Raw genomic sequence first — 19,385 nt, forward strand, 5'->3', positions numbered from 1 at the left:
GGATACCCTAAGCAACCGATGACCGCTCGTTTCGATCTCCTCGTCGTCGGCTCTGGATTCTTCGGCCTGACCATTGCCGAGCGCGTGGCTACCCAACTCGGGAAGCGCGTGCTCGTGGTTGAACGCCGCCCGCACATCGGCGGCAACGCCTATTCCGAGGCCGAGCCGCAGACGGGCATCGAGGTCCACAAATACGGCGCCCACCTGTTCCACACCTCTAATAAGAGGGTCTGGGACTACGTGCGGCAGTTCACCGACTTCACCGACTACCGGCACCGGGTATTCGCCATGCACGACGGGCAGGCCTACCAGTTCCCGATGGGGCTGGGCCTGGTGTCGCAGTTCTTCGGCAGATACTTCACCCCGGACGAAGCGCGCAAGCTGATCGCCGAGCAGGCCGCCGAGATCAAAACCGAGGACGCGCAGAACTTCGAGGAGAAGGCGATCTCACTGGTCGGCCGGCCGCTCTACGAGGCATTCCTCAAGAACTACACCGCCAAGCAGTGGCAGACCGACCCCAAGGAACTGCCCGCGTCCAACATCACCCGGCTGCCGGTGCGCTACACCTTCGACAACCGATACTTCAGCGACACCTACGAGGGTCTGCCGGTAGACGGGTACACGGCGTGGCTGCAGAACATGGCCGCCGACGACCGCATCGAGGTCCGGCTGGACACCGACTGGTTCGAGGTCCGCGACCAGCTGCGGGCGGAAAGCCCGGATGCGCCCGTCGTGTACACCGGCCCGCTGGACCGCTACTTCGACTACGCCGAGGGCCGGCTCGGTTGGCGCACACTGGATTTCGAGGTCGAGGTGCTGCCGATCGGTGATTTCCAGGGCACCCCGGTGATGAACTACAACGACCCGGACCCGCCCTATACCCGCATCCACGAGTTCCGCCACTTCCACCCCGAGCGCGACTACCCCACCGACAAGACGGTGATCATGCGGGAGTTCTCGCGGTTCGCCGAGGACGACGACGAGCCCTACTATCCGATCAACACCGAGGCCGACCGCACCCTGCTCGCCGCGTACCGAGCGCGGGCGAAGGCCGAAACCGCCTCCAACAAGGTGCTTTTCGGTGGCCGGTTGGGCACCTATCAATACCTGGACATGCACATGGCGATTGCCAGCGCACTGAACATGTACGACAACACCGTCGCGCCGCACCTGCGCGACGGCAAAGCTTTAGTGGAGGAAGGCGCGGGGGGCGCGCCGGCGACGGGGAGGAGCGGCGCCTGATGACTGCTGTAAGCCTGCTTTCCAGGATCATCCTGCCGCGTCCGGGGGAGCCCCTCGACGTGCGCAAGCTGTACTTGGAGGAATCGACCACCAATGCGCGGCGCGCGCACGCGACCAGCCGCACTTCGCTGGAGATCGGCAAAGAGTCCGAGGTGTCGTTCGCCACCTACTTCAATGCGTTCCCCGCGAGCTACTGGCGCCGCTGGTCGATCTGCACGTCGGTGGTGCTGCGGGTCGAGCTGACCGGAACCGGACGCGTCGACCTGTACCGGACGAAGGCCACCGGGGTGCGGATCTCCGTGGACGGCCGCCAATTCGTCGGCACCGACGACCAGCCCGCAATCGTGGAGATCGAGGTGCCGCTCAAGCCGTTCGAGGACGGCGGCTGGATCTGGTTCGACATCACCACGGACACCGCGGTCAACCTGGTGAGCGGTGGCTGGTATGCGACCGAGCCCGCCCCGGGCACGGCCAACATCGCCGTCGGCATCCCCACGTTCAATCGGCCCGCCGACTGCGTCAACGCGCTGGCCGACCTGACCGCGGATCCGTTGGTGGACGAGGTGATTGGGGCGGTGATCGTCCCCGACCAGGGCACCCGCAAGGTGCGCGATCACCCGGACTTCCCGGCCGCCTCCGCCGGCCTGGGCAACCGGCTGTCCATCCACGACCAACCCAATCTCGGCGGTTCTGGCGGTTACAGCCGCGTGATGTACGAGGCGCTGAAAAACACGGACTGCCAACAGATTCTGTTCATGGACGACGACATCCGCATCGAGCCGGACACGATCCTGCGGGTGCTGGCGTTGCACCGCTTCGCCAAGACGCCGATGCTCATCGGCGGCCAGATGCTCAACCTGCAGGAGCCGTCGCACCTGCACATCATGGGCGAGGTCGTCAACCAGTCGAACTTCATGTGGACGGCCGCACCGCACGCGGAGTACGACCACGACTTCGCCCAATTCCCGTTGAACGACAAGAACGCCCGGAGCGCGCTGCTGCACCGGCGCATCGACGTCGACTTCAACGGTTGGTGGACGTGCATGATCCCGCGGCAGGTCGCCGAGGAGCTGGGCCAGCCGCTGCCGCTGTTCATCAAGTGGGACGACGCGGAATACGGCCTGCGTGCGGGAGAGCACGGGTATCCGACCGTCACGCTGCCCGGCGCGGCGATCTGGCACATGGCCTGGAGCGACAAGGACGACGCCATCGACTGGCAGGCGTACTTCCATCTGCGCAACCGACTGGTCGTCGCCGCGATGCACTGGGACGGTGACATCACCGGACTGGTTCGCAGCCACCTGAAGGCGACGCTGAAACATCTTGCCTGCCTTGAGTATTCGACCGTGGCGATCCAGAACCGGGCCATCGACGACTTCCTGGCCGGACCCGAGCACATCTTCTCGATCCTGGAATCCGCTCTGCCCGAGGTACATCGGCTGCGCAAGGAATATCCGGACGCGGTGGTGCTCCCGGCGGCGAGCGAACTGCCGCCGCCGTCGAACAAGACCAGGGCGATGAAGCCGCCGGTCAACCCGGTGTCGATCGGTTATCGGCTGGCCCGCGGCATCGCGCACAACGCCACCAAGGCCGATCCCGAAGCCCACCGCCGCCCGCAATTCAACGTGCCGACCCAGGACGCGCGCTGGTTCCGGTTGTGCACCGTCGACGGCGTCACCGTGACGACGGCCGACGGGTGCGGCGTGGTGTACCGGCAGCGCGACCGCCGCAAGATGTTCCAGCTGCTGTTCGCCTCGCTGCGGCGGCAGCGCCGGCTGGTGAGCCGGTTCGACGAGATGCGCAAAACGTACCGGGACGCGTTGCCCGTGCTGTCCAGCAAGCAGAAGTGGGAGACGGCGCTGCTACCTGCCGAGCGAGAGCATGCCTGAATCGCCACCCCCTACGGGTGAGGTGGCCGCGCTGGTGGCTGTGCAGTCGGCCCTGGCCGACCAGCCCGGCGTGCTGACGGCGGCGCGCGGTCTGTCGCACTTCGGCGAGCACAGCATCGGCTGGCTGGCCGTCGCGGCCGTGGGCGCGCTGCTGATGCCGAAGCGGCGCCGGGAGTGGCTGGTGGCCGGGGCCGGCGCGTTCGCCGCGCACGCCGCCGCCGTGTTGGTCAAGCGGGTGGTGCGGCGTCAGCGGCCCCACGATCCGGCCGTCGTGGTGAACGTCGGCACGCCCAGCCGGCTGAGTTTCCCGTCAGCACACGCCACCTCGACGACGGCCGCGGCCATCCTGATGGGCCGGATCACCGGCCTGCCGCTGCCCGCCGTCTTGGTTCCCCCGATGGCGTTGTCGCGCATGCTGCTGGGGGTGCACTATCCCAGCGACGTGGCCTGCGGCATCGCCCTCGGAGCCATCGTCGCTCGAATCACCGTCCGGCTCGAGGGCCGGGCGCGGAAGGTCTGGCCGAATGAGTGAGGACGTGGTGACGGGCCCGTCGGGCAACGTGGTGATCGGGGTCGTCAAGGCGATCCGCCCGCGCCAGTGGGTGAAGAACGTTCTGGTGCTGGCCGCGCCGCTGGCCGCGTTGGGCGGCCCGGTGCGCTACCACTACCACGACGTGCTGGACAAGGCATACCCCGCCTTGGGCGCGTTCGTGGCGTTCTGCCTCGCCGCGTCGGCGATCTACCTGATCAATGACGTGCGCGACGTCGAGGCCGACCGCGAGCACCCCACCAAGCGGTTCCGCCCGATCGCCGCGGGCGTCGTGCCGGAATGGCTGGCGTATGCCCTCGCGGTGGTGCTGGGCGTCGCCTCGCTGGTCATCGGCTGGTGGATCACCCCCAATCTGGCGCTGGTGATGGCCGTCTACCTCGCCATGCAACTGAGCTACTGCTATGGCCTCAAACACCAAGCGGTGATGGACATCTGCATCGTGTCGTCGGCATATCTGCTGCGGGCCATCGCCGGGGGCGCGGCCACCGACATCCGCCTGACCCAGTGGTTCTTGCTGGTGATGGCCTTCGGGTCGCTGTTCATGGTGGCCGGCAAGCGGTACGCCGAGCTGCAACTGGCCGAGCGCACCGGGGCCAAGATCCGCAAGGCGCTGGAGAACTACACCAGCACCTATCTGCGGTTCGTCTGGACGTTGTCGGCCACGGCGCTGGTGGTTTGCTACGGGCTGTGGGCGTTCGACCGGGAGCACGGCGCGGCCGGCTGGTTCGTGGTGTCGATGGTCCCGTTCACCATCGCCATCCTGCGGTACGCGGTGGACGTGGACGGCGGGCTGGCTGGCGAGCCCGAGGACATCGCGCTGCGGGATCGGGTGTTGCAACTGCTGGCGCTGACCTGGATCGCGACAGTTGGAGCCGCCGTTGCCTTCGGCTAGCTCCGAACTGCAGGCCCTCAAGGCGCGCATGATGCGCGGACGGCCGGTCATCAGGCGGTTGGGCTGGCCGGTATTCCCCTACACCGCCCTGGTCCGGGTCAGCCTCTGGATCAGCGTGGTGGTTGTCGCCGTCCTGTTCGCCTGGGGCGCCTGGCAGCGGCGCTGGATCGCCGATGACGGGCTGATCGTGCTGCGTACGGTCCGCAACCTGCTGGCCGGCAACGGCCCGGTCTTCAACCAGGGCGAGCGGGTGGAGGCCAACACCTCGACGGCCTGGACCTATCTGATGTATGTCGGCAGCTGGGTGGGCGGGCCGATGCGCATGGAATACGTGGCGCTGGCGCTGGCCCTGACGCTTTCGGTTGCGGGTGTGGCGCTGCTCATGCTGGGGGCCGCCCGGTTGTATGCGCCCAGCCTGCGGGGCCGCAGGGCCGTGATGCTGCCCGCCGGGGCGATGGTCTACGTCGCGCTGCCGCCCGCGCGTGACTTCGCCACCTCGGGGCTGGAGAGCGGGCTGACCCTGGCTTACCTCGGGTTGCTCTGGTGGATGATGGTCTGCTGGGCCCAGCCGGTGCGCAACCGCCCGGATCGCAGGCTCTTCATCGGTGCGCTGGCGTTCGTGGCCGGTTTCAGCGTCTTGGTCCGGCCCGATCTGGCGCTGATGGGCGGGCTGGCGCTGATCATGATGTTGATCGCGGCGCGGACGTGGCGCCGTCGGGTGCTGGTCGTGGTGGCCGGCGGCCTGCTGCCGGTGGGCTATGAGATCTTCCGGATGGGCTACTACGGCCTGCTGGTGCCCGGCACCGCCCTGGCCAAGGACGCGGCCGGCGACAAGTGGTCCCAGGGCATGATCTACCTCTCGAATTTCGACGCGCCCTACGCGGTCTGGGTGCCGGTGGTACTCCTCGTGCCGCTCGGGGTGCTGCTGCTCGCCGCCCGCCGCCGGCCCTCATTCCTGCGCCCCGCGCTGTCGCCCAACTACGGTCGGCTCGCCCGGGCGGTCCAAAGCCCCCCGGCCGTCGTGGCCTTCGTTCTGGTGAGCGGCCTGCTGCAGGCGCTCTACTGGATCCGGCAGGGCGGCGACTTCATGCACGGGCGGGTGCTGCTTGCGCCACTTTTCTGCCTGCTGGCCCCGGTGGCCGTGATCCCGGTGGCCATACCGGACGGCCAGGACTACTCGCGGGAGACGGGCTATTGGGTGCTCGGCGCGGCGAGTGCGCTGTGGCTGGGTGTCGCGGGTTGGTCGCTGTGGGCGGCGAATTCACCGGGAATGGGTGACGACGCCACCCACGTCACCTACACCGGCATCGTCGACGAGCGGCGCTTCTACGCGCAGGCCACCGGTCACGCGCATCCGCTGACCGCCGCCGACTACCTGGGGTATCCGAGGATGGCGGCCATCCTGACGGCGCTCGACAACACCCCGGACGGCGCGTTACTGCTGCCGTCGGGCAATTACATCCAGTGGGACTTGGTGCCGCAGGCGCAGCAGGGCCCCGACAAGCCGCCCCAAAAGCCGCAGCACACAGTGTTTTTCACCAACCTCGGCATGGTGGGCATGAACGTCGGGCTTGATGTCAGGGTGATCGACCAGATCGGATTGGCGAATCCGCTTGCGCAACACACGGAACGGTTGAAGCACGGCCGCATCGGGCACGACAAGAACCTCTTCCCGGATTGGGTGATCGCCGACGGACCGTGGGTGAAGGTGTATCCCGGCATCCCGGGTTATCTGGACCAGCAGTGGGTCGCAGAGGCGGTGACGGCCCTGCAATGCCCCGAGACCAAGGCGGTGCTGAGTTCGGTGCGCGCACCGATGACCCCGCACCGATTCCTCTCCAACCTGCTGCATTCCTATGAATTCACCAAATACCGGATCGACCGCGTTCCGCGTTATGAGCTCGCCAGATGCGGTCTCCCAGTGCCCGAAGAGGTCCCGCCGCCGCCTCGCGAGTAAGCCGCGCGCAGAAGTATTTTCGACCGATCTCAAAACGATCACGATTCACGCCCATGAAAGATTGCCAGCAACATCACATTTGGGCCTTCACCAGCTGGCAGTCGTGCCCAAGCACATGCGCAAACGCCACAAAAGGCGTCGATGTTTCGCCTGGAAAACCCCGGGTAACGACCGCCGAATGACGCTTTGCGTGGCGGCCTCGATGCGACTCGACGGCTGTAGGTGTGGTTGACTACACGAGCACTGCTGCGCGGAGATCGTATGCAGTACGACCCAAATCATGGACGCGTCCGGGTGATGGGCGCGCCGAAAGGATGAGGAAGCAAGGATGACGCTTGTCGACAGGTTTCGCGGCGCCGTGGCAGGTATGCCGCGCCGGCTCGTGGTGGCGGCCGCTGGTGCGGCCCTGCTCTCGGGCCTGATTGGCGCCGTGGGGGGCTCGGCGACCGCCGGCGCGTTCTCGCGCCCCGGTCTGCCGGTGGAGTACCTGCAGGTTCCTTCCGCAGGAATGGGCCGCGATATCAAGGTCCAGTTCCAAAGCGGTGGGGCCAACGCACCCGCGCTCTACCTGCTCGACGGTATGCGCGCCCAGGACGACTTCAACGGCTGGGACATCAACACCCCGGCGTTCGAGTGGTACAACCAGTCGGGCATTGCCGTGGTCATGCCGGTCGGCGGCCAGTCCAGCTTCTACTCCGACTGGTACAAGCCCGCCTGCGGTAAGGCCGGCTGCACCACCTACAAGTGGGAGACCTTCCTGACCAGCGAGCTGCCGGCGTACCTCGCGGCGCAAAAGCAGGTCAAGTCGACCAACAACGCCGCCGTGGGTCTGTCGATGGCCGGATCGTCGGCCCTGATCCTGGCCGCATACCACCCGAACCAGTTCACTTACGCCGGCTCGCTGTCGGCGCTGCTGGACCCGTCCCAGGGCATGGGGCCGTCGTTGATCGGCCTGGCCATGGGTGACGCGGGTGGCTACAAGGCCGCCGACATGTGGGGCCCGAAGGAGGACCCGGCGTGGGCGCGCAACGACCCGTCGCTGCAGGTCAGCAAGCTGGTCGCCAACAACACCCGGATCTGGGTGTACTGCGGTAACGGCAAGCCGTCCGACCTCGGTGGCGACAACCTGCCCGCCAAGTTCCTGGAGGGCTTCGTGCGGACCAGCAACCTGAAGTTCCAGGACGCGTACAAAGCCGCCGGCGGCAACAACGCGGTGTGGAACTTCGACGCCAACGGCACGCACGACTGGCCGTACTGGGGTGCGCAGCTGCAGGCGATGAAGCCTGACCTGCAGGCGACCCTGGGCGCCACGCCTGGCGCCGGTCCGGCCACGGCCGCTCCGGCTCCCGCCGCTGCTGCCGGCAACGGCCAGGGCACCTAAGCCCAAGAACGACGCGACTGGCGGCGGAAACCTTCGGGTTTCCGCCGCTGGTTGTTTTGGTGTGTGATTTGTTTCACTACCCCGCGGGCGGGGGAGCTACGGCGCTGGCTAATGTGCTCCACAGCGACTAGACGATGGAGGGTGGACATGAGGGTCGTGCGGGGTATGCCAGCGCTTCTTCGGATGATCTCCGTGGTCGCGCTGGCGGTCGGCTTGATCGGTGTGACGGTGACGGGCGGACCGGCCGGCCGCGCGCGGGCGGCCGGTTACGAGAGTTTGATGGTGCCGTCGGCGGCGATGGGCCGCGACATCCCGGTGGCCTTCCTGGCCGGCGGTCCGCACGCGGTCTATCTGCTGGACGCATTCAACGCGGCCCCGGACGTCAGCAACTGGGTCACCGCGGGCAACGCGATGAACACGCTGGGCGGCAAAGGCATCTCGGTAGTGGCGCCTGCGGGCGGTGCGTGGAGCATGTACACCAACTGGGAGCAGGACGGCAGCAAGCAGTGGGACACCTTCCTGTCCAGCGAGCTGCCCAACTGGCTGTCCGCCAACAAGGGCCTGGCGCCCGGTGGCCACGCCGCCGTCGGCGCCTCGCAGGGTGGCTATGGCGCGATGGCGCTGGCCGCCTTCCACCCCGACCGCTTCGGCTTCGCGGGTTCGCTGTCCGGATTCCTATATCCGTCCAGCACCAACTACAACGGCGCGATCCTGGCCGGCCTGCAGCAATTCGGCGGTGTGGACGGCAACGGGATGTGGGGCGCCCCGCAGCTGGGCCGGTGGAAGTGGCACGACCCCTACGTCCACGCCTCGCTGCTGGCGCAGAACAACACTCGCGTCTGGGTCTACAGCCCGACCAATATGGGCGGCGACGACGCCGCCATGATCGGCCAGGCGGGCGCGGCGATGGGCAGCTCCCGGGAGTTCTATCAGCAGTACCGCAGCAACGGCGGGCACAACGGTCACTTCGACTTCCCGGGCGGCGGCGACAACGGCTGGGGCTCGTGGTCGGGGCAGCTGGGCGCCATGTCGGGTGACATCGTCGGCGCCATTCGCTAGCGGCGATCGCGAGCGCGGCGCAGCCGGGTGAAGCGGGTCGGCGCCATTCGCTAGCGGGTCGGCGCCATTCGCCTGTGGTCGCTGTCCGACGGACGTCGTCGGGCGAGCCGGTACCGTGTAGTGGTGTGCGGCAGGGGTCGGGAGGACCGCGTCGCGATCCACCCGCTCTGCTAGCAGGAGAACATGGCTACCAACGCCCAGCGTAAGCGCCACCGAGTCCTCGCCTGGGCCGCCGCGTGTGCGATGGCGGTCGTGGTGCTGTTGGTGATCGTGGCCGTGGTGGTCTTGCTGCGCCACCGCGAATCGCCGCCCAGTGCGGTGCCGCCCGGCGTGCTGCCGGCGCCGTCCACCACCACCCACCCGCACAAGCCCCGGCCCGCTTCGCAGGACGCGTCGTGTCCCGACGTCCAGTTGGTCAACGTCCCCGGCACCTGGGAGTCCGCCCCGCAGGACGATCCGGCCAACCCGATGCAATTTCCCAACGCGTTGCTGCACAAGGTGACCGCGGCGATCAGCCAGCAGTTCCCCGCGTCCAGGGTGCAGGAGTACACCACTCCCTACACCGCGCAGTTCCACAACCCGCTCAGCGGTGACACGCAGATGTCGTACAACGAAAGCCGCGCCGAGGGCACCCGTGCGACGGTCCAGGCGATGACGGACATGAACGCCAAGTGCCCGCTGACCAGTTACGTCTTGATGGGCTTTTCCCAAGGCGCGGTGATCGCCGGTGACATCGCCAGCGACATCGGCAACGGTCGCGGACCCGTCGACGACGACCTGGTGCTCGGTGTGACCTTGATCGCCGACGGTCGCCGCCAGCCCGGGGTGGGCAACGATGTCGGGCCCAACCCGCCGGGGCAGGGCGCCGAGGTCACGCTGCACGAGGTGCCGGTGCTGTCCGGGCTGGGGTTGACGATGACCGGGGCGCGGCCCGGAGGCTTCGGTGCGCTCAACGACAAGACCAACGAGATCTGCGCGCCGGGCGACCTCATCTGCGCCGCGCCGCAGGAGGCGTTCAGCGTGGCCAACCTGCCCAACACGCTCAACACGCTGGCGGGGAATGCCGGACAGCCAATCCACGCCTTGTACGCGACGACGGAGTTCTGGAATGCCGACGGACAGGCGGCGACGGATTGGACCTTGAATTGGGTTCAAGGACTGATCAATAATGCGCCCCACCCCAAACATGGATGACCGGCGGCGGGACACAGCAGCCAGGAGCCCGTCACGGGTTCATATCAGCGGTACCTTGTGATTTGGTGTGCTGCGGGCAGCCCCTTAACATTAAGAGGAATTTAAGAGCTATAAGACTTTGTTGCGGACCCGGTCCTGCTAGACGCCGGCCTGTGATGAGCAGGAGGCCGGCGCCCGTGGCGCCGCGCGAGGGCTGGTCCGCGTAGAGATGGAAACCGTCGGCGTCGCCGACCAGAGGACAAAACGTCGGCGCACGCCGACCTAAAACAGGTGTGACAGGAGAGCGGAATGCCGTACCACAACCCGTTCATCGTGAATGGAAAGATCAGGTTCCCGGAGAACACCAACCTGGTCAAGCACGTTGAGAAGTGGGCGAGGGTCCGCGGCGACAAGCTTTCCTACCGTTTCATCGACTACTCCACCGAGCGCGACGGGGTGTACCGCGACATCGTCTGGCGCGACTTCAGCGCCCGCAACAGGGCGGTGGGCGCCCGGTTGCAGCAGGTCACCCAGCCCGGTGACCGCATCGCCATCCTGTGCCCCCAGAACCTGGACTACCTGATCGCCTTCTTCGGCGCGCTGTACGCCGGCCGGATCGCGGTGCCGCTGTTCGACCCGGGCGAGCCGGGTCACGTGGGCCGGCTGCACGCGGTGCTCGACGACTGCACGCCGTCGACCATCCTGACCACCACGGAGGCCGCGGAAGGCGTCCGCAAGTTCATCCGCGCGCGCTCGGCCAAGGAACGGCCCCGCGTGATCGCCGTCGACGCGGTGCCCAACGAGGTGGCGTCCACCTGGGTCGAGCCCGAGGCCGACGAGAACACCATCGCCTACCTGCAGTACACCTCCGGCTCCACCCGTACCCCGACCGGCGTGCAGATCACCCACCTGAACCTGCCCACCAACGTGCTGCAGGTGCTCAACGGCCTCGAGGGCAAGGAGGGCGACCGCGGTCTGTCCTGGCTGCCGTTCTTCCACGACATGGGCCTGATCACGGCGCTGCTGTCGCCGGTGCTCGGTTACAACTTCACGTTCATGACTCCGGCGGCGTTCGTGCGCCGGCCCGGCCGCTGGATCCGGGAGATGGCACGCAAGCCCGAAGACGCGCCGAACTGCGAGGTCGTCACCGTCGCGCCGAACTTCGCGTTCGAGCACGCCGCGGTGCGCGGCGTCCCCAAGGACGGCGAGCCACCGCTGGACCTGAGCAACGTCAAGGCGATCCTCAACGGCAGCGAGCCGGTGTCCCCAGCGTCGATGCGCAAGTTCTACGAGGCGTTCGCGCCCTACGGCCTGCGCGAGACGGCGATCAAGCCGTCCTACGGCCTGGCCGAGGCCACGCTGTTCGTGTCCACCACGCCCATGGACGAGGCGCCCAGGGTCATCCACGTCGACCGCGACGAGCTGAACAAGCAGCGCTTCGTCGAGGTGGCCCCCGATTCGCCCAAGGCCGTCGCGCAGGTTTCCGCCGGCATCATCGGCGTCGACGAGTGGGCCGTCATCGTGGACCCCGACACCGCCAGCGAGCTGCCCGACGGGCAGATCGGCGAGATCTGGTTGCACGGCAACAACATGGGCACCGGCTACTGGGGCAAGGAAGACGAGACCACCGAGACCTTCCGCAACCTCCTCAAGTCGCGCATCAGCCAGTCGCACGCCGAGGGCGCCCCGGACGACGGCATGTGGGTGCGCACCGGCGACTACGGCACCTACCACGACGGTCACCTCTACATCGCGGGCCGGATCAAGGACCTCGTCATCATCGACGGCCGCAACCACTACCCGCAGGACCTCGAGTACTCGGCCCAGGAGGCAAGCCGCGCCCTGCGCACCGGCTACGTGGCCGCGTTCTCCGTGCCGGCCAACCAGCTGCCGCAGGAGGTGTTCGACAACCCGCACACCGGCCTGAAGCACGACCCCGACGACAGCTCCGAGCAGTTGGTGATCGTGGCCGAGCGTGCCCCCGGCACGCACAAGCTCGAGTACCAGCCGATCGCGGACGAGATCCGGGCGGCCATCGCCGTCCGTCACGGGGTGACCATCCGCGACCTGCTGCTGGTGCAGGCCGGAACCATTCCGCGTACCTCCAGCGGGAAGATCGGGCGCCGCGCGTGCCGCGCCGCCTACCTCGACGGCAGCCTGCGTAGCGGTGTCGGTTCGCCGACCGCCTTCGCCGGCGCTAACGACTGAACCCAGGAACCATGGCTGAACTAGACGACCCCCAGGACCAGCAGGAGAATCCGCCCGCCAAGAAGACGGACTTAACGGTCCCCGAGATGCGCGAATGGCTGCGCAACTGGGTGGGCCGGGCCGTCGGGAAGTCACCGGACGACATCGACGAGTCGGTGCCGATGGTCGAGCTCGGCCTGTCGTCGCGCGACGCCGTGGCGATGGCCGCCGACATCGAGGACATGACCGGTGTCACCCTGTCGGTCGCGGTGGCGTTCCAGCATCCGACCATCGAGTCGCTCGCCACGCGGATCATCGAGGGCGAGCCCGAGATCGACACATCGGGCGACGACGTTTCGGACTGGACGCGCAACGGCCCGGCCGAGCGCGTCGACATCGCGATCGTGGGCTTGTCGACCCGGTTGCCCGGCGACATGAACAGCCCCGACGAGACGTGGCAAGCGCTGATGGAGGGCCGCGACGCGATCACCGACCTACCGGAGGGTCGCTGGGCGGAGTTCCTGGAGGAGCCGCGGCTGGCCGAGCGGATGGCGAAGGCCCGCACCCGCGGCGGCTACCTGAAGGACATCAAGGGTTTCGACTCCGAGTTCTTCGCGGTGGCCAAGACCGAAGCCGACAACATCGACCCGCAGCAGCGGATGGCGCTGGAGCTGACCTGGGAGGCGCTCGAGCAGGCGCACATCCCGGCGTCGAGCCTGCGCGGACAGTCCGTCGGCGTGTACGTCGGCGTCTCCAACAACGACTACAGCTTCCTGGCGGTGTCCGACCCGACCGTCGCGCACCCGTACGCCATCACCGGAACGGCGACGTCGATCATCGCCAACCGGGTCTCCTATTTCTATGACTTTCGGGGTCCGTCGGTCGCCGTCGACACCGCGTGCTCGAGCTCGCTGGTGGCCATCCACCAGGCCGTGCAGGGCCTGCGCAACGGCGAGGCCGACGTCGCGGTCGCCGGGGGTGTCAACGCGCTGATCACTCCCGTGGTGACGCTCGGTTTCGACGAGATCGGCCAGGTCTTGTCGCCCGACGGCCGGATCAAGTCGTTCTCCTCCGACGCCGACGGTTACACCCGCTCCGAGGGCGGCGGGATGCTGGTGCTCAAGCGGGTCGACGACGCCCGCCGCGACGGCGACCAGATTCTGGCCGTGATCGCGGGCAGCGCGGTCAACCACGACGGCCGGTCCAACGGCCTGATCGCGCCCAACCAGGACGCGCAGGCCGACGTGCTGCGCCGGGCCTACAAGGACGCCGGCATCGACCCGCGCACCGTCGACTACATCGAGGCGCACGGCACCGGGACCGTCCTGGGCGACCCCATCGAAGCCGAGGCCCTGGGCCGCGTCGTCGGCCGGGGACGTCCGGCCGACCGCCCGGCGCTGCTGGGTGCGGTGAAAACCAATGTGGGCCACCTGGAGTCGGCGGCCGGCGCAGCCAGCATGGCCAAGGTGGTGCTGGCCCTGCAGCACGACAAGCTGCCGCCGTCGATCAACTTCGCCGGGCCCAGCCCCTACATCGACTTCGACGCGATGCGCCTGAAGGTGATCGACCAGGCCACCGACTGGCCGCGCTACGGCGGCTACGCGCTGGCCGGGGTGTCCAGCTTCGGCTTCGGTGGCGCCAACGCGCACCTGGTGGTGCGCGAGGTCTTGCCCCGTGACGTCGTGGAAAAAGAGGCGCGTGAGCCGGAACCCGAGCCCGAGGTGAAGGCCGCCGCTGACGCAGCCGAGGCCCCCACGATGGAAAGCCACGCGCTGCGGTTCGACGACTTCGGCAACATCATCCCGGATGCCGAGGCCCCCGCGGAGGACGAATACGAGCTGCCGGGCGTCACCGACGAGGCGCTGCGGCTCAAAGAGATCGCGCTGGAAGAGCTCGCCGCACAGGAGGCGGAGGAGCCGACCAAGCCCCTGATCCCGCTCGCCGTGTCGGCGTTTCTGACCTCGCGCAAGAAGGCGGCGGCCGCCGAGCTGGCCGACTGGATGGAAAGCCCGGAGGGTCAGGCGTCGTCGCTGGAATCGATCGGGCGGGCGTTGTCGCGGCGCAACCACGGCCGCTCCCGCGCGGTGGTGCTGGCGCACGACCACGAGGAGGCCATCAAGGGCCTGCGCGCCGTCGCCGAGGGCAAGCAGCGGCCGGGCGTGTTCAGCGTCGACGGGCCGGTGACCAACGGCCCGGTGTGGGTGCTGGCCGGGTTCGGCGCGCAGCACCGCAAGATGGGCAAGAGCCTGTACCTGCGCAACGAGGTCTTCGCCGAGTGGATCGAGAAGGTCGACGCGCTGATCCAGGACGAGCTGGGGTACTCGGTGCTCGAGCTGATCCTCGACGACTCGCAGGACTACGGCATCGAGACCACCCAGGTCACCATCTTCGCGATCCAGATCGCGCTCGGTGAGCTGCTCAAGCATCACGGCGCCAAGCCCGCCGCGGTGGTGGGCCAGTCGCTGGGCGAGGCCGCCTCGGCGTACTTCGCCGGCGGGTTGTCGCTGCGCGACGCCACCCGGACGATCTGCTCCCGCTCGCACCTGATGGGTGAGGGCGAGGCGATGCTGTTCGGCGAGTACATCCGGCTGATGGCGCTGGTGGAGTACTCCGCCGACGAGATCAAGACGGTGTTCTCCGATTTCCCGGACCTGGAGGTGTGCGTCTACGCCGCCCCCACGCAGACCGTTATCGGCGGTCCGCCCGAGCAGGTGGACGCGATCATCGCCCGCGCGGAATCCGAGGGCAAGTTCGCCCGCAAGTTCCAGACCAAGGGCGCCAGCCACACGCAGCAGATGGACCCGCTGCTCGGCGAGCTCGCCGCGGAGCTGCAAGGCATCAAGCCGACCAGCCCGACCGTCGGCATCTACTCGACCGTGCACGAGGGCACTTACATCAAGCCCGGCGGCGAGCCGATCCACGACGTCGACTACTGGAAGAAGGGCCTGCGCCACAGCGTCTACTTCACCCACGGCGTCCGCAACGCCGTCGACAGCGGGCACACCACCTTCCTGGAGCTCGCGCCCAATCCGGTCGCGCTCATGCAGGTCGGGCTGACCACGGCCGCGGCCGGGCTGCACGACGCCCAGCTGATCCCGACGCTGGCCCGCAAGCAGGACGAGGTCGAATCGATGATCTCGACCATGGCGCAGCTCTACGTCTACGGCCACGACCTGAACATCTGGACGCTGTTCACCCGCGCCGCCGGGCCGGCCGACTACGCGAACATCCCGCCGACCCGCTTCAAGCGCAAGGAGCACTGGCTGGACGTGCACTTCTCCGGCGACGCGTCGGTGATGATGCCCGGCAACCACGTCGCGCTGCCGGACGGTCGCCACGTGTGGGAGTACAACCCCCGCGGCCAGGCGGACCTGGCGGCGTTGGTGAAAGCCGCCGCGGCAGCGGTGCTGCCGGATGCGCAGCTGGCCGCCGCCGAGCAGCGCGCGGTTCCCGGCGAGAACGCCCGGCTGGTGACGACGCTGAGCCGGCACCCCGGCGGGGCCTCGGTGCAGGTGCACGCCCGCATCGACGAGTCCTTCACGCTGGTCTACGACGCGCTGGTGACGCGGGCCGGGGAAGCCGGCGTCGCCCTGCCGACCGCGGTCGGTGCCGCAGCCGCGATCACGGCCCCGTCCAACGGGGCAGCGGCCGTGCCGGAGGCCCCCGTCGACGAGGCGGATGCGGAAACCCTGACGGACAGCCTGACCAACCGATACTTCTCGGGCAGCGTGGGCAAGTGGTCACCTGACACGGGCGAGACCGTCGCGGAGCGCCTGGGCATGATCGTCGGCGCGGCCATGGGCTACGAACCCGAGGACCTGCCGTGGGAGGTCCCGCTGATCGAGCTCGGCCTGGACTCGCTGATGGCGGTGCGAATCAAGAACCGGGTCGAATACGACTTCGACCTGCCGCCGATCCAGCTGGCCGCGGTGCGCGACGCCAACCTCTACAACATCGAGGAGCTGATCAAGTACGCGGTCGAGCACCGCGACGAGGTCGAGCAGCTGCACGAGTACCAGAAGACGCAGTCGGCCGAGGAGATCGCCCGGCTGCAGGCGGAAATGATGAGCGGCGCGTCGCCGAGCACGGTGACAGCCCCGGCGCCCGACCCGCAGGCGGAGCCGGAAACGCAACCAGCGCCACCGTCGGCATCCGACATGCCGATCCCGCCGCCCCCCACCGACCCGTCGGGACCCAACGGCAAAGGCGCCCAATCCAATGGGGCGGCGCAGCCGGCACCCAACCTGGCCGGGGCCGCCGAGGCGCTGAACCAGCAGGCGGTCGCCGCGGCGCTCAACTCCGACGTGCCGCCGCGCGACGCGGCCGAGCGGGTCACGTTCGCCACGTGGGCGATCGTCACCGGCAAGTCCCCGGGCGGCATCTTCAATCCGCTGCCCAAGCTGGACGACGAGCAGGCCGCCAAGATGGCGCAGCGCCTGTCGGAGCGCGCCGAGGGGCCGATCAGCGTCGAGGACGTGGTGACGTCGGAGAACATCGAGGCGCTGGCCGAGAAGGTGCGCGAGTACCTGGAGGCCGGCGTGATCGACGGGTTCGTCCGCACGCTGCGGCCGCGACCCGAGGGCAGCACGAAACCGCCGGTGTTCGTGTTCCACCCGGCCGGCGGCTCGACGGTCGTCTACGAACCGCTCCTGAACCGATTGCCCTCGGACACCCCGATGTATGGCTTCGAGCGGGTCGAGGGGTCGATCGAAGAGCGTGCCGCGCAATACATTCCGAAGCTGATCGAGATGCAGGGCGACGGGCCGTACATCCTGGCCGGCTGGTCGCTGGGCGGCGTCCTGGCCTACGCGTGCGCGATCGGGCTCAAGCGGCTCGGCAAGGACGTCCGGTGGGTCGGGCTGATCGACGCGGTCCGCGCGGGCGAAGAGGTCCCGCAGACCAAGGAGGAGATCCGTAAGCGCTGGGACCGCTACGCCCGGTTCGCCGAGAAGACGTTCAACGTCACCATCCCGGAGATCCCGTACGAGCAGCTCGAGGAGCTCGACGACGAGGGCCAGATCCGGTTCGTGCTCGAGGCGGTCAGCCAGAGCGGTGTCCAGATCCCGGCCGGGATCATCGAGCACCAGCGCACGTCGTACCTGGACAACCGGGCCATCGACACCGCACAGATCCAGCCGTACGACGGGCATGTCACCCTCTACATGGCTGATCGCTACCATGACGACGCGATCATGTTCGAGCCGCGGTACGCCGTTCGTCAGCCGGACGGCGGCTGGGGCGAGTACGTGTCCGACCTCGAGGTCGTGCCGATCGGTGGTGAGCACATCCAGGCCATCGACGAGCCGATCATCGCCAAGGTCGGCGCACACATGACCGAGGCACTCAACGCGATCGAGGCGAAAGTAGGCAAGTAGTGACGGAAATGCTGCCCGCTCCCGTTCAGCATTCGACGGCCGAGAAGCTGGCCGAGTTGCACGTTCGCCTGGAATTGGCCAAGGAGCCGGGCGGTGAGAAGGCGGTCGCCAAGCGCGACAAGAAGGGCATCCCCAGTGCCCGCGCCCGCATTCACGCGCTGGTCGACCCGGGCACCTTCCTCGAGGTCGGGGCGCTGGCCAAGACGCCGAACGACCCGAACGCGCTCTACGGTGACGGTTGCGTCACCGGGCACGCCATGATCGACGGCCGGCCGGTCGGGGTGTTCTCCCACGACCAGACGGTGTTCCAGGGCACGGTGGGCGAGATGTTCGGCCGCAAGGTCGCGCGGCTGATGGAGTGGTGCGCGATGGTGGGGTGCCCGATCATCGGCATCCAGGACTCGGGCGGCGCCCGGATTCAGGACGCGGTGACCTCGCTGGCGTGGTACGCCGAGTTGGGCCGCCGCCACGAGGCGCTGTCCGGGCTGGTGCCGCAGATCTCCCTCATCTTCGGCAAATGCGCTGGGGGAGCGGTGTATTCGCCCATCCAAGACGATCTGCTCGTCTCGGTGCGCGACCAGGGTTACTTCTTCGTCACCGGTCCCGACGTGATCAGGGAGGTCACCGGCGAGGACGTCACCCTCGACGAGCTCGGCGGCTCCGACGCGCAGGCCCGCTACGGCAACATCCACCAGGTGGTGGATTCGGAGGCCGAAGCGTTCCAGTACGTGCGTGAGTTCTTGTCGTTTCTGCCGTCCAACTGCTTCGACAGTCCGCCGATCATCAACCCCGGGCTGGAGCCGGAGGTCACGCCGACCGACCGGGAGCTCGACGCGATCGTGCCGGACTCCGACAATGCGGCCTACGACATGCACGAAATCCTGCTGCGCATCTTCGACGACGGCGACTTCCTCGAGGTTGCCGCGCAACACGGGCCGGCCATCATCACCGGGTACGCCCGGGTCGACGGGCGCCCCGTCGGCGTCATCGCCAACCAGCCCATGCACCTGGCCGGGTCGATCGACAACGAGGCCTCCGACAAGGCCGCGCGGTTCATCCGGTTCTGCGACGCGTTCAACATCCCGCTGGTGTTCGTGGTGGACACCCCGGGCTTCCTGCCGGGCGCCGAGGAGGAGAAGAGGGGCATCATCAAGCGCGGCGGCCGGTTCCTCTACTCGGTGGTCGAGGCCGACGTGCCGAAGGTGACGATCACCGTGCGCAAGTCCTACGGCGGCGCCTACGCCGTGATGGGATCCCGGCAGCTGACGTCGGACTTCAACTTCGCGTGGCCCACCGCGCGCATCGCGGTGATCGGCGCGGAGGGGGCCGCGCAGTTGCTGATGAAGCGGTTCCCGGATCCGACGACGCCCGAGGCGCAGCAGATCAAGAAGGACTTCATCGAGGGCTACAACCTGAACATGGCGATTCCGTGGACCGCCGCCGAACGCGGCTTCATCGACGCGGTCATCGACCCGCACCAGACCCGGCTGCTGCTGCGTAAGTCGCTGAAGTTGTTGCGGGACAAGCAATTATGGTTCCGCACCGCGCGCAAGCACGGGCTGATCCCGGTTTAACTCTGCTGCGGCACAATCACATTGGTCACACCCGCACCGCGGGTCCGACTATGCGCCGACCGCGAAAAGCGATATCGCAGGCGATATCGAATCTGCGGATTGGGTG

General features: G+C 68.0%; 11 protein-coding genes. All 11 read left to right on the plus strand.

The features are described 5' to 3' along the window. The first annotated feature begins 18 nt into the window (after positions 1 to 18). The 11 genes from glf to A5709_RS03890 all read left to right on the plus strand — a co-directional run bounded on the left by glf (position 19) and on the right by A5709_RS03890 (position 19,279). The gene (gene glf / locus A5709_RS03840; protein WP_068010482.1) at positions 19 to 1,242 is read left to right on the plus strand and encodes a UDP-galactopyranose mutase; all 1,224 of its coding nucleotides are present in this window, start codon (positions 19 to 21) and stop codon (positions 1,240 to 1,242) included. After that, complete coding sequence (locus A5709_RS03845) at positions 1,242 to 3,131, plus strand: glycosyltransferase (protein WP_068118119.1); 1,890 nt, start codon at positions 1,242 to 1,244, stop codon at positions 3,129 to 3,131. The genes glf and A5709_RS03845 overlap by 1 nt, the downstream gene beginning before the upstream one ends. Beyond that, the gene (locus A5709_RS03850) at positions 3,124 to 3,663 is read left to right on the plus strand and encodes a phosphatase PAP2 family protein (RefSeq protein ID WP_068118126.1); all 540 of its coding nucleotides are present in this window, start codon (positions 3,124 to 3,126) and stop codon (positions 3,661 to 3,663) included. The genes A5709_RS03845 and A5709_RS03850 overlap by 8 nt, the downstream gene beginning before the upstream one ends. Then, positions 3,656 to 4,573 (plus strand): decaprenyl-phosphate phosphoribosyltransferase, encoded by a 918-nt coding sequence (locus A5709_RS03855; RefSeq protein WP_067948248.1) that lies wholly within the window; start codon positions 3,656 to 3,658, stop codon positions 4,571 to 4,573. Before A5709_RS03850 ends, A5709_RS03855 begins: the two co-directional genes overlap by 8 nt. Next, on the plus strand, positions 4,560 to 6,530 hold the full coding sequence (gene aftB, locus A5709_RS03860) for a terminal beta-(1->2)-arabinofuranosyltransferase (protein WP_304442533.1): 1,971 nt from the start codon (positions 4,560 to 4,562) through the stop codon (positions 6,528 to 6,530). The genes A5709_RS03855 and aftB overlap by 14 nt, the downstream gene beginning before the upstream one ends. Before the next feature lie 328 nt (positions 6,531 to 6,858). Next, positions 6,859 to 7,911, plus strand: coding sequence for an esterase family protein (locus A5709_RS03865; RefSeq protein WP_067948253.1), 1,053 nt, complete (start codon positions 6,859 to 6,861; stop codon positions 7,909 to 7,911). Between the two features lie 156 nt (positions 7,912 to 8,067). Further along, entirely contained in the window at positions 8,068 to 8,970 is a 903-nt protein-coding gene (locus A5709_RS03870; RefSeq protein WP_067948319.1) for an esterase family protein, read from the plus strand. Positions 8,971 to 9,153: 183 nt separating this feature from the next. Beyond that, the gene (locus tag A5709_RS03875) at positions 9,154 to 10,164 is read left to right on the plus strand and encodes a cutinase family protein (RefSeq protein ID WP_067948255.1); all 1,011 of its coding nucleotides are present in this window, start codon (positions 9,154 to 9,156) and stop codon (positions 10,162 to 10,164) included. A gap of 288 nt (positions 10,165 to 10,452) precedes the next feature. Beyond that, positions 10,453 to 12,351, plus strand: a complete 1,899-nt coding sequence (fadD32, locus tag A5709_RS03880; protein ID WP_067948257.1) for a long-chain-fatty-acid--AMP ligase FadD32 — start codon at positions 10,453 to 10,455, stop codon at positions 12,349 to 12,351. 11 nt (positions 12,352 to 12,362) lie between these two features. Further along, on the plus strand, positions 12,363 to 17,705 hold the full coding sequence (pks13, locus tag A5709_RS03885) for a polyketide synthase Pks13 (protein ID WP_068118131.1): 5,343 nt from the start codon (positions 12,363 to 12,365) through the stop codon (positions 17,703 to 17,705). Between the two features lie 8 nt (positions 17,706 to 17,713). Further along, entirely contained in the window at positions 17,714 to 19,279 is a 1,566-nt protein-coding gene (locus A5709_RS03890) for an acyl-CoA carboxylase subunit beta (protein WP_156767957.1), read from the plus strand. The last annotated feature ends 106 nt before the right edge of the window (positions 19,280 to 19,385 follow it).

The organism is Mycobacterium sp. E1386, from assembly GCF_001672745.1.
GTDB lineage: Bacteria > Actinomycetota > Actinomycetes > Mycobacteriales > Mycobacteriaceae > Mycobacterium.